Here is a 12,412-nt window from a genome sequence, read left to right on the forward strand (position 1 = left end):
AAATTGAAGCAAAAAAAAACCAAATTCCAATAATTATCAATTCGAATTTGGTTTTTTTAATTTGTATTAGAAATCTTTTATTTTAAGATTCTTTAAATAACAAGTTCATTATTAATGACTCTTCCATTAAAAGTTTGAATGTATGCTTTTAAGAAAGTTTCCATTTTTTTTACTTGTAATTTGTCTGTATGCATTAAGTTTCTTTTTAATAAAACATCTTTTTTCCAGTTGTATAATCCAATAGTTTCATTGTTTGCAAAAGCTAAATAATAATCATCCTGAACTAAATGATAAGTTCCCTGAAGATAATAAACCGCAAAATTTTGTTTGGATTTATAACTTTTCCCAAAACTAATCATATCGCTTTTAATATTGAGATAATCTAAGACACTTGGCATAATATCGGTTTGCTGAAAAATCTTTTCGTCAACACCGGTAAATCCAGGATTTGAAGGATCAAAGAATAAAATTGGGATTCTGAATTTTCCCATATTTGTTTTGTCTATATCTTTATCTCCGCCTGCTGATGTGTGATCTGCAGTAAAAACAAAAAGAGTGTTTTTGTACCAATCTTGTTTTTTTGCAGTATCAAAAAATTTACGCAAAGCATAATCGGTGTAAGCTACACTTTCATGAATTTCTGTAGTTCCTTTTGGGAATTTTCCTTGATATCTTTCTGGAATTGTATATGGTGTGTGTGACGAAATGGTAAATAATGTCGTGAAAAATGGTTGTTTGAATGTTTTTACTTTGGAAGCAAAAAATTGCAAAAATTCCTCATCAAAAACTCCCCATTTACCATCAAAAGATTCTTTGCCTGTATATTCATCTTTACCAAAGTACTGATCAAAACCGGTTACTTTTGTATATTGATCAAAGTTTTGGCTGCCATTGAAAGCGCCATGAAAAAAGGAAGTATTATAGCCTTTATCTTTTAAAATTTTAGGAAGTCCGTCTACTTTATTTAATGAAAAACTAGATGTTATAAATGAATTATTCATTAAACTCGGAATGCTCGAAAGTACAGAAGGAACAGCATCGATTGAAACTTTTCCGTTTGCAAAGGCATTTTTAAAATAATGAGATTTTGTTATAAGCGAATCTAAAAAAGGAGTTTGTCCACGTCCAACATTTTCATTTCCATAGCTTTCTAAAATTATAATGACAACATTTTTTTTGATAGGAGCCTGAGTTGGGTTTAATGAAATTTTTGCATTGTAAATATTGATTAACTCTTTCTTGTTGAAGTAGTTAGTTTCTTCAATATCATCAGTTTTTGAAATGGTTTTTAAAATAGTAAATGGTGTATTTAAGACTAATCCGGTATTTTGAAGTGCTCCATATTGAATCGCATCTACAATTTTAATAGGTTTCTCTTGTAAACCTCCACGTCCAATAATTAAAATTATTACAATTGAAATAACCAGATATGCGGATTGTTTGTAATAATCTTTTTTGGTTAATTTTTGTACTGAAATGTCATTATCTGGTTCAGAAATTAGAAACCATAATAAAATACTAACTACAAAAAAGATAAAGGTAATATACCAGAACTCTACAAGAAAAGTTGGAATTAATCCAATTGCTTCGTGTTCCATTCCTTTTGCGGTAATCATGTTATAGGTACTTCTTCGGCCAGTAAATCTAAAATAGATTAGGTCAATAAAGTTTGTTGCTATAAAAATTAGATTGACAGTATAAAAGGCAATTTTTAAAGTCTTTTGATATTTGGGTTTGTATTTGAAATTACCCGGAAAAAGATATGCAATTATGAAAAAAGTATTTAAATAAGCAACTGCGGAAAGATCAAAAAGTAAACCGCCAATAAATGTTTCAAAAGAAAATGTTCCAAATAATTCTATGTTCATGAAATAGAATAAGGCTCTAAATGCGGTGTAAATAATAATAATTAAGAGGAAATTTTTTAAAAATGTTATAGCGCTTTTTTTGTGATTAACCATTTACTTATTATTATCAAATTGTTATTTAACTAGGGGAAATTTTTTGCAAAAGAAAAAAAAAATTAAATAATATAAGAAAAAAACAGGGGTTATTTGAAGCTTTTTATGTTGAATGTTGATAACCAGTATTTTAGTGTTAAAAATGCATGAGTTGCTTTTTAAACATATAAAATTGCCCCTATAAGTCATTTTTGTATTAAAATAAGTCGGCTTTTTTAATTCGTATAAACAAAAAAGCCTTCCTGTGATCAGGAAGGCTTTGATATTTCGAGAGTTGAATTTTATATCTAAAACTTAAACAGCAACATCATATTCGCGAAGTGCATTGTTTAATGAAGTTTTTAAATCTGTAGATGGTTTGCGTGTACCAATAATTAAGGCACATGGAACCTGAAATTCACCAGCAGCGAATTTTTTAGTATAACTTCCAGGAATCACAACTGAACGAGCAGGAACAAAACCTTTCATTTCAACAGGCTCATCACCAGTTACATCAATAATTTTTGTTGAAGCAGTCAAACAAACGTTTGCACCAAGAACAGCTTCTTTACCAACATGCACACCTTCTACGACTATACATCGAGAACCAATAAAAGCACCGTCTTCGATAATTACCGGAGCAGCTTGCAATGGTTCTAAAACTCCACCAATACCAACACCACCACTTAAGTGAACGTTTTTACCAATTTGAGCACAACTACCAACAGTAGCCCAAGTGTCAACCATTGTTCCTTCGTCTACATAAGCACCAATATTTACGTAACTTGGCATCAAAATAACACCGCTTGAAATATAAGCTCCGTAACGTGCAACAGCATTTGGTACTACACGAATTCCTTTTTCAGCATAACCTCTTTTTAGCAACATTTTATCGTGATATTCGAAAATACCAGATTCCCATGTTTCCATTTTTTGAATTGGGAAATACATTACAACTGCTTTCTTAACCCATTCGTTTACTTGCCATTTGTCTCCAACTGGTTCAGCACAACGTAATTTTCCAGCATCAACCAATTCGATAACTTCTCTAATAGCATCAGTTGTAGTAGTTTCTTGTAATAAAGCTCTGTTTTCCCAAGCTTGTTCAATTATAGTTTGTAAAGAATTCATAAGTTTTAATTTTTGGCAAAGATAAGGTATTTGAGCAAAAGCAAAAAAGTAAAACCTTTGTAAAATGTTACAGATGTAACTTTTTGTTTTTAATTTGATAAATAAAAATCACTTTCTATAATCATAAAGTTCTGAAAAAAGTTCCTCTAAAAGTTTTTTTAATATCAAAATATGACAAAAGTCAGATTTTGATTTTTTTCTTCTCTTTAATTTCGCGGCATAATTCCGGAACAACTTAGAACTGGAATTATGAAATACTATTCCAAAACAAATCACTTAATCAGTATAAAATGAATCAAGAAAATCAGCTGAGAAACCAAGTTACAGTTATCGATAAAGAAGTCTCGTGGGATAAAACTCAGGTTATTATGAGTAAAACAAATGCTTTTGGCATAATTGAATATGCAAATGAGACATTTGTTGATGTTTCGGGTTATGAAGATTACGAATTAATGGGACAACCACACAATATTATTCGTCATCCTGATATGCCAAAAGTTATTTTTAAAGTGCTTTGGGAGAATCTTAAAGCTGGAAAAAATTTCCACGCAATTGTAAAAAATCTAGCCAAATCAGGTAGATATTATTGGGTTATCACTGATTTTGAAATCGCTAAAGATGAAAACGGTGTAATTGTTAATTATTTTGGACGAAGACAATCTGTTCCGCAAGAAGTAATCACGCAACATATTATTCCTTTATATAAGAAGTTATTGCAAATTGAAGCGGCAAGCGGAGTTGAGTTTAGCGAAAAATATTTGATTGGCTTTCTCGAAGAAAAAAAGAGAAGTTATGTCGAATATATTAAGGAGTTGATTTATGAACACGAAAAAGGTCAGGCAAAGTTTTCTCAATATGTAGCAGAAGAGGAGGAGGAAGAAGAGGAAAGAGGTTTTTTCAGAAGGTTATTTAATAGATAGATTTTAATTATATTTTTTTTAGGTTCAGATAATTTGGGTAAAGTCCGTTTTGAGTTTTCAAAACGGATTTTTTATAGATGAATAATATATAAAATATAGAGATTCTCTTTAAGTTTGTAATTTTTCCTTTCTATCTTTGAATAAAAATTAAAAAATGCCAAGAATTCTCTCTATAGACTACGGACAAAAACGTACCGGAATTGCCGTTACTGACGAAATGCAAATTATAGCTTCGGGTTTGACAACGATTCCTACGGCGACTGTAATCGATTTTTTGAAAGATTATTTTGCTAAAGAAAAAGTCGAGACGGTTTTAATTGGTGAACCTAAACAAATGAACGGCGAACCTTCGCAAAGTGCTTCAATCATTAAAGGTTTTGTGACTCATTTTTCTAATATTTTTCCGGATATGAAAGTCGTTCGTGTAGATGAACGATTTACTTCAAAGATGGCTTTTCAAACGATGATCGATAGCGGACTGAGTAAAAAGCAGCGTCAAAATAAAGGATTAATTGACGAAATTTCGGCTACAATAATGCTTCAGGATTATCTTTCTTCAAAACGTTTTTAATTTTTTTAACGTTCAAAGCAGTAGTCTTTTATTTTTTAGAAAAACATAACTTTTATCATGTAATTTTAGTTTTTTTTTGCAATTATAAAAAGTACCTTTGCACTTTAAAAACAATACTGTTATGCCTGACGAAACAATACGTTCTAATAGTGAAGTAGTACTCATTGGAGCGGGAATTATGAGTGCCACTCTTGGAGTAATTTTGAAAGAATTACAACCTGACATAAAAATTGAAATTTACGAAAGATTAGATGTTGCTGCTGCCGAAAGCTCTGATGCTTGGAATAATGCAGGAACGGGACATTCAGCTTTCTGTGAGCTAAATTACACTCCGGAAAAGGCTGACGGAAGTATTGATCCAAAAAAAGCAATAAGTATAGCAGAATCTTTTGAGATTTCTCGCCAATTCTGGTCTTATCTAGTTCAGGAAAATAAAGTGCCATCTCCAGATAATTTTATTAAAAGTGTTCCTCACATGAGTTTCGTTTGGGGAGAAAAAAATGTTGAGTATCTTAAAAAGAGATTCGAAGCGTTGCAAAGCAATCCAATTTTTTCTCAAATGGAATTTAGTTCTGATTTTGAAAAACTAAAAGAATGGATGCCACTTGTAATGGAAGGCAGAGAAGAGACTGAGAAATTAGCTGCTACTCACATGGAAATTGGTACCGATGTTAATTTTGGAGCTTTAACCAGAAGCATGTTTAATTATTTAGAGAAGCTTGATGGTGTTAAGTTGTATTTTAATCATGAAGTTGAAAAATTAAAACAACGCGAAGATAAAACGTGGAGAATTAAGATAACTGATATCGCAACAGGTCAAAAACGAAAAGCTTATACTAAATTTGTTTTCATTGGTGCTGGTGGAGGTTCTTTGCCTTTATTAGAAAAAGCAAACGTTCCGGAAGGAAACGGTTACGGAGGTTTCCCTGTAAGCGGACAATGGTTGAAATGTACAAATCCGGAAGTTATTGCTAAACATCAGGCAAAAGTTTACGGAAAAGCAAGTGTTGGAGCGCCTCCAATGTCTGTTCCTCATATTGATACTCGTGTAATTGATGGAGAAAAAGCGTTGCTTTTTGGACCTTTTGCAGGATTTTCGACTCGTTTCTTAAAAAATGGTTCTTATTTAGATTTACCATTATCTATAAAAGCAAACAATTTAATTCCGATGTTATCAGCGGGATTCCATAATATTCCATTGACTAAATATTTAATCGAGCAAGTACGTCAATCTCCAAAAGACAGAATGAAAGCTTTACGCGAATATTTACCATCGGCACGTTCTAAAGACTGGAAATTGGAAAAAGCAGGACAACGTGTTCAGGTGATTAAAAAAGATGAAAAAGAAGGTGGAGTTTTAGAATTTGGTACTGAGGTTATCAATACGCATGACGGAACTTTAGCAGTATTATTAGGAGCTTCTCCGGGAGCATCGACTGCAGTTGCAATTATGATTGATTTGGTAAGCAGATGTTTTACAGACCAAATTAAAACGCCGGAATGGGAAGCAAAAATGAAAAATATGATTCCTTCTTACGGACAAACTTTAAATGATAAACCGGAGCTTTTAGCAGAACTTAGAAAACATACTTCTGAAGTTTTGAAATTAAGAAATTACTAAACTCAGGTGCTATAATAAATAACAAATCCAGATGAATTAATCTGGATTTGTTGCTTTTATCTCTTCTGTAATTTTCAGGATTTTTTCGGCAAGATTACTCATCCAAATCAATTGCTCAATAACCATTTGTGCTTCCTGCATTTTAGCCTGACGTGTTTCTTTGTCAAGTTCGTCATCTGCAGCTAAACGTTTAAAATTAACACGTTTTAGTTCTTCAAATTGCAGCGTGACATCTTCCTTATCAAAAAAAGTATCGGTTATAATTGCTTCATTTCTTAGAATAGAAATCGAATGATCTAAATTTGATAATATCGTTTTTATAATATAATTAAATGATTCTGAAGCTGATGTTGTTTGGTGCGATTGAATGTAAGTCGATAATGAAGCTAAAGCTGATAATATCGAATGATTTAAAACAACCAATTTATTAACCAATGGCAATGTTTTTTGCTTTGATTTTGGTTCCTGCATCATTCGTTGAAAAGAAGTCATTAAATTCCCAATTTCAACAAAAGCATTTTTTCGGGCTAATCGGTAAGAAGTTGGTATTTCTCCTTTTTTATTATAAAAATCAGCAATTTCTTTAAGGTAATTTCTATTCGCACGAATCGTATTTTCAATATGAATAGGCGTATTTATAAATTCCCAGGCAGGCCATAAAAACTGATTCGCAATAAAGGCCAAAACGGCTCCGGCAATTGTATCTAAAACTCTAAATTGAATAACTTCAACAACATTGGGAGTTAAAATTCCGTATATAAAAACAACGTACATTGTCACAAAAGTGGCACTTGTTTTATAGTTGATTTGTGTAAACGAAATTCCAAGAAGCATACAAACAATAGATAATATGCTAAGTGCTACGTGGTTTTGAACAAAAGAAACGATTCCAAAAGCTAGTAATCCTCCCAGAATGGTTCCGAAAATTCTATTGTAAGAGCGTTCTTTGGTTAATCCATAACCTGGACGCATAATTACGACTATCGTCAATAAAATCCAATATACGTTTTGAAATGGTAACAGTTGTCCCATGCAAAAACCAATCAATATTGTAATCGTCAGACGTAAAGAATGTCTGAAAATTGAAGAAGAAAAACTTAAATTTTCAGTTAATGTACGTAATGGATAATATTGTGGTGTCAGGAATTTTTCAAGTTCTTTGTCCTTGTCTTTCAGCTTGAAAGATTGCATTGCAAGTGAAAAAGCGCGTTGAATAATTTTGATTTTCCCAACTTGGTTTTTAGCATATTTCAGCATATTAGTTAGCATCAAAACACCTTCGGCAGCTTCTTCTTTGCCTAATGTTTTTTCGTAATCAAAAATGGCAAATTCAAGAGCATCAAGTTCATTTTTTAAATCATTTTTATCTACATAAACGGCAATATGGTGTACGTTTTTAGATAACTTCTTTAAAGTTGAAGCCAGTTTGTACGCTACATTTTGATACGTTCTTAAAACGTCAGGATGTTTGGCAAATTTTTCGTGAAGCTTACTATGGTCAAATGAAGTGTAAAGTGCAAGTTCCTGAATTTCGACAAGAGTGATAAAAACAAGCAACATTTTACGATTTTGACTTGTAGTTGCTGATGCATTTTGATTGCCAATAAGCATTTTTCTTAAATCTTCATGAATCAGATTCAGATCAACCTGAACAGCCAATTGTTTTTCGATGATAGCTTGTCTGTTAGCTTCGGGACTCCATAAATCACCTCTTAATTTTAAATATTTTGCAGTTAATTTTATTCCTTCGGCAATTTGTAATTCGACATATTTATAAGGTTGTACAAAATGGAAAACAAGAGATACAATCAAATATAGAATACCACCAACAAAGATAAAACCTGAATATTCAAAAGCTTGCCATCCTTCATGCAAATGCCCAAATGATAGAGAAATAGACAATAAAGCCGAGAATGAAACTAATGTTGCACGTTGTCCATACACTGAAATCATCGAGCATAAAAAAAGTAAAAATCCCAGAAAAGGATAAAATAGTAATGGATATGGATAAGCAAGATTTATTAATAAATTGACGCCAGACACAATAAATGATGCCACAATAAGTCCTTTGATTTTATGACTTAATGAACTCGGAATATCACTGGGATAAGTATAAAAGGCACCTAAGGCAATTGTAAAGCCAATTTCGAAGTGCCCAAAAAAGTTTAAAACTAAAACAGGAACGACAGAAGCAATAGTTACTTTTGAGGCATTTAAGAAAGAAGTACTGTTGGTGAATTTCGAGATATGATCAAGCATATATTGCGGTTTACTAGCAAAGGTAAGAATTGTACGAATTATTTTGGCATAATATTGGATGAGATTTTGCGCAGGAAGCAAAAAGAATATATATTCTAATGTAGAAAATTATTCATTGACTATTTTTTACTATTTTTGCCAACTGAATTAAGGAGGACTAAATTTAGGTTTTTCAGTAGATAATACATTAAAATAATACAAATGATTTTACCAATTGTAGGATATGGTGATCCTGTTTTAAGAAAAGTAGGAGAGGCAATTACGCCAGATTACCCAAACTTAAAAGAAACGATAGCAAACATGTATGAAACCATGTACAACGCTTATGGTGTTGGACTTGCTGCACCGCAAGTAGGTATGGCAATTCGTTTGTTTGTGATTGATACGACTCCTTTTAGCGATGATGAGGATTTACCATCAGAAGAGCAAGAAGATTTAAAAGGTTTCAAAAAAACTTTTATCAATGCTAAAATTCTTAAAGAAGAAGGTGAGGAGTGGAGTTTTAACGAAGGATGTTTAAGCATTCCGGATGTTCGCGAAGATGTTTATAGAAAACCAACTGTTACGATAGAATATTGCGAAGAAGATTTTGTAATGAAAACAGAGGTTTTTGATGGTTTGATAGCAAGAGTTATTCAGCATGAATATGATCATATCGAAGGCGTTTTATTTACGGATAAAATTTCTTCATTGAAAAAACGTTTGATTCAAAAGAAATTGAAAAATATTACTGAAGGTAAGACTTTTCAAGATTACAGAATGAAATTTGCTGCTGCTAAAAAGGGGAGATAAGTATTCTAAAGTAAATTTAGAATCAATAAAATATAATAAATCAAATTCTTAATACTAATTTTAATAAACATGAATTTAGAGAAAATTTTAGCCATTTCTGGGAAACCAGGTCTATATGTATTGAAAGTACAAACTCGTACAGGTTTTGTGGCAGAATCATTATTGGATGGAAAAAAAATCACAGTAAACTTAAAAAGTAATGTAAGTTTATTGTCTGAAATTTCAATTTATACACACGAAGGCGAAAAACCATTAACTGAAGTTATGCAACGTATTGCAACTAAAGAAAATAAAGGTCAAGCTATTTCGCACAAAGAAGATAATGCTACATTAGCGGCTTATTTCAAAGAAATTTTACCTGATTATGATGAAGAAAGAGTTTATCCTTCTGATATTAAAAAAGTATTAAACTGGTACAATACGCTTGAGGCAAAAGGTTTAGTTACTGATGCAGCTCCAGCTGCTACTGCTGAAACTACTGAGGAAGCTCCGGTTGCTGAAGAGAAACCAAAAAAAGCTCCAGCTGCTAAAAAAGCAAAAGCTAAAAAAGAAGAATAGTAAATTTTTACATTCAAATATATTAATCCTGTTAAGATGTTTTCTTAGCAGGATTTTTTTTTGTAGGTATTTTTTGTATTTTATTTATGATTTCTGATAGTGTGAAACTAAATTTAAAATTTAATTTTGTAGGAAAAATAAGTATTTTTTACAATTGATAGTTTAAAGAAAAAGAATCATGTTTCAGACATAATTCTTGATTTTTTACGATTAATTGAAAATCAAGGAAATTAAATTTTAAATAAAAAAAATGAAAAGAGTTACCGCAAAAATTTTGTTTGGTGCAGTTCTGATGATGTTTGTTGCATGTTCAGATAAAAATAGCACAAAAGAAGAAGAAAAAAAACATTGGAATTACGAAGGGGAAACCGGACCGGAACATTGGTCAGAAATTGATCAGAATGATTGTGGAGGAAGTGCACAATCGCCAATAGATATAATGGAGACAGAAACGGATAAAACTTTGCTTCCAATTGATTTTCATTACGATCAAAAAACAAAAATTCATGATATCATAAATAATGGACATTCTATTCAGGTTGATTTTGAACCGGATGATTATATTATGGTCGATGGCGATAAATATGATTTAAAACAATTTCATTTTCATGAACCTGCAGAACATACTATTCGAGGAGTGAGATATCCATTGGTTATTCATATGGTTCATATGAACAAAGAAGGAAAGTATGTTGTACTTGCAATTATGGCTCAGGAAGATAAAGAAATCAATGAAGCTTTTGAATTTCTTGATAAATTTTTGCCTCTAAAAGTTAATGAGAGCATAAAAGTAAATGAAGATTTCAATATAAATAAAGTCTTGCCGGAAAATAAAGCATATTATACCTATACAGGTTCACTTACTACTCCGCCTTGTACGGAAGGAGTTCAGTGGTATATTTTTAAAAGTCCGGTGGGCGTTTCTTTAAAAATAATTGAAGACTTAAGAAAGATAATGCCGATTAATAATTTTAGGAATGTACAGCCTTTAAACGGAAGAATAATTAAGGAATCAATATAATATTTTCATTAAACAAAAAAGAAGGTCATAATAGACCTTCTTTTTTGTTTTTATACATCATTTAATTAATAAAATATTTAATTTTGATTCAACAATAGAAAAAAATGAGCAAAGAACTTCAACTTAAGGCCTTCGAAAGATTATTAATTATAATGGATGAGCTTCGTGAGCAATGTCCTTGGGATAAAAAGCAAACTTTGCAAACGCTCAGACATCTTACGATTGAAGAAACTTATGAATTAGGTGATGCCATTTTGGATAATGATCTAAATGAAGTTAAAAAAGAGTTAGGTGATTTATTACTGCACATTGTTTTTTATGCTAAAATTGGTTCTGAAACCAATGATTTTGATATTGCTGATGTTTGTAATGAAATCTGCGACAAATTAATTCATCGTCATCCTCATATTTACAGCGATACAGTTGTTAAAGACGAAGAAGAAGTCAAACAAAATTGGGAAAAACTAAAGCTAAAAGAAGGCAAAAAATCAGTTTTGGAAGGTGTTCCAAGAAGTTTACCGGCATTAGTAAAAGCAAGCCGAATTCAGGATAAAGTAAAAGGAGTTGGTTTTGACTGGGAAGAACCACATCAGGTTTGGGATAAAGTGCAGGAAGAACTTGAGGAATTACAAGTCGAAGTAACATCTGGTGATCAGGATAAAATCGAAGCCGAATTTGGCGATGTTTTGTTCTCGATGATTAATTATGCAAGATTTCTAAATGTAAATCCCGAAGATGCTTTAGAACGCACAAACAAAAAGTTTATCAAGCGTTTTCAATATCTTGAAAGTAAAGCTGGTGAATTAGGAAAACCATTAATGGATATGACTTTGGCAGAAATGGATGTCTTTTGGAACGAAGCTAAAAAACTATAAACTATTCAGCTAATTTTTTTAATGCCTTTACGTTTTTAAGGATTATTTTTTTTCCTAGTAATTCAATCAATTCCAGTTTATTAAAATCAGATAATAATCGAATGCAGCTTTCTGTTGCAGTTCCAATCATTCCTGCTAATTCTTCTCTGCTAAGTTGTACTTTTAGAGTTTTGTCCGTGTTTTCCCCAAACGCGTCATATAAGTACAGTAAAGTTTCTGCTAATCGTTGTTTTACGGTTTTTTGAACTAATGCAATTTTTTCGTTTTCAGATTCTTTCAAATCTTCACAAACAGATTGCATCAGGTTCATTGAGAATTGATTATTAGTATTGAAGAAATGTATGATTTCACTTTTTGGAATAAAGCAAACTTCCATATCAGCAACAGCTTTTGCTGTCAAATTTGCCGGCTCATTACTAATCATAGAACGTTGTCCTAAAAGTTCGCCGGATTTTACAAGCTTAATAATCTGGTCTTTTCCGTTTGCACTTAATTTAGAAAGTTTTCCAACGCCATCTTTTACACAAAAGACACCATTTGTTACTTCACCTTCTTCAAAAATTGCTTCTCCTTTTTTTATGGTGTAAGTAGATTTGCTATTAGCCAACTTTATAACCTCGTCTTTATTCAGTGCTTTAAGAGAAGATAACTGTCTTACGATACATTGGTCACATTTATTCATAGCAAAAAAAATTTACTGCAAAATTAACCATTATTAGCTTTC

At 31.6% G+C, this 12,412-nt stretch carries 11 protein-coding genes; 7 read left to right on the plus strand and 4 right to left on the minus strand.

All coding sequences use genetic code 11. The features are described 5' to 3' along the window. Window positions 1-92: 92 nt before the first annotated feature. Window positions 93-1,868 (minus strand): LTA synthase family protein, encoded by a 1,776-nt coding sequence (locus WN975_RS02135; RefSeq protein ID WP_337965002.1) that lies wholly within the window; start codon window positions 1,866-1,868, stop codon window positions 93-95. A 387-nt stretch (window positions 1,869-2,255) separates the two neighbouring features. Beyond that, window positions 2,256-3,071 (minus strand): 2,3,4,5-tetrahydropyridine-2,6-dicarboxylate N-succinyltransferase, encoded by an 816-nt coding sequence (locus tag WN975_RS02140; protein ID WP_026982140.1) that lies wholly within the window; start codon window positions 3,069-3,071, stop codon window positions 2,256-2,258. A gap of 290 nt (window positions 3,072-3,361) precedes the next feature. On the opposite strand from WN975_RS02140, the gene WN975_RS02145 reads away from it, so the two are divergent. The 3 genes from WN975_RS02145 (at window position 3,362) to WN975_RS02155 (ending at window position 6,183) form a co-directional block, all read left to right on the plus strand. After that, complete coding sequence (locus WN975_RS02145; protein WP_337965003.1) at window positions 3,362-3,991, plus strand: PAS domain-containing protein; 630 nt, start codon at window positions 3,362-3,364, stop codon at window positions 3,989-3,991. A 154-nt stretch (window positions 3,992-4,145) separates the two neighbouring features. Then, window positions 4,146-4,562, plus strand: a complete 417-nt coding sequence (ruvX, locus tag WN975_RS02150; RefSeq protein WP_099711640.1) for a Holliday junction resolvase RuvX — start codon at window positions 4,146-4,148, stop codon at window positions 4,560-4,562. Between the two features lie 121 nt (window positions 4,563-4,683). Next, complete coding sequence (locus WN975_RS02155) at window positions 4,684-6,183, plus strand: malate:quinone oxidoreductase (protein WP_337965004.1); 1,500 nt, start codon at window positions 4,684-4,686, stop codon at window positions 6,181-6,183. A 36-nt stretch (window positions 6,184-6,219) separates the two neighbouring features. Here the strand turns inward: WN975_RS02155 and WN975_RS02160 are convergent, their stop codons facing one another. Next, a complete protein-coding gene (locus WN975_RS02160; protein WP_337965005.1) occupies window positions 6,220-8,442 on the minus strand; it encodes an FUSC family membrane protein in 2,223 nt (740 codons plus the stop codon). 201 nt (window positions 8,443-8,643) lie between these two features. On the opposite strand from WN975_RS02160, the gene def reads away from it, so the two are divergent. From def to mazG, 4 genes are all read left to right on the plus strand, one after another. Further along, window positions 8,644-9,234, plus strand: coding sequence for a peptide deformylase (gene def / locus WN975_RS02165; RefSeq protein WP_337965006.1), 591 nt, complete (start codon window positions 8,644-8,646; stop codon window positions 9,232-9,234). Window positions 9,235-9,303: 69 nt separating this feature from the next. Beyond that, window positions 9,304-9,792, plus strand: a complete 489-nt coding sequence (locus WN975_RS02170; RefSeq protein ID WP_337965007.1) for a DUF5606 domain-containing protein — start codon at window positions 9,304-9,306, stop codon at window positions 9,790-9,792. A 250-nt stretch (window positions 9,793-10,042) separates the two neighbouring features. Beyond that, window positions 10,043-10,813, plus strand: a complete 771-nt coding sequence (locus WN975_RS02175) for a carbonic anhydrase family protein (protein ID WP_337965008.1) — start codon at window positions 10,043-10,045, stop codon at window positions 10,811-10,813. A gap of 104 nt (window positions 10,814-10,917) precedes the next feature. Further along, entirely contained in the window at window positions 10,918-11,688 is a 771-nt protein-coding gene (mazG, locus tag WN975_RS02180; protein ID WP_337965009.1) for a nucleoside triphosphate pyrophosphohydrolase, read from the plus strand. 1 nt (window position 11,689) lies between these two features. Here the strand turns inward: mazG and WN975_RS02185 are convergent, their stop codons facing one another. After that, window positions 11,690-12,370: a Crp/Fnr family transcriptional regulator gene (locus tag WN975_RS02185; RefSeq protein ID WP_337965010.1), complete on the minus strand. Its 681-nt coding sequence runs from the start codon at window positions 12,368-12,370 to the stop codon at window positions 11,690-11,692. Window positions 12,371-12,412 lie beyond the last annotated feature (42 nt).

This window comes from uncultured Flavobacterium sp. (assembly GCF_951805225.1).
GTDB lineage: Bacteria > Bacteroidota > Bacteroidia > Flavobacteriales > Flavobacteriaceae > Flavobacterium.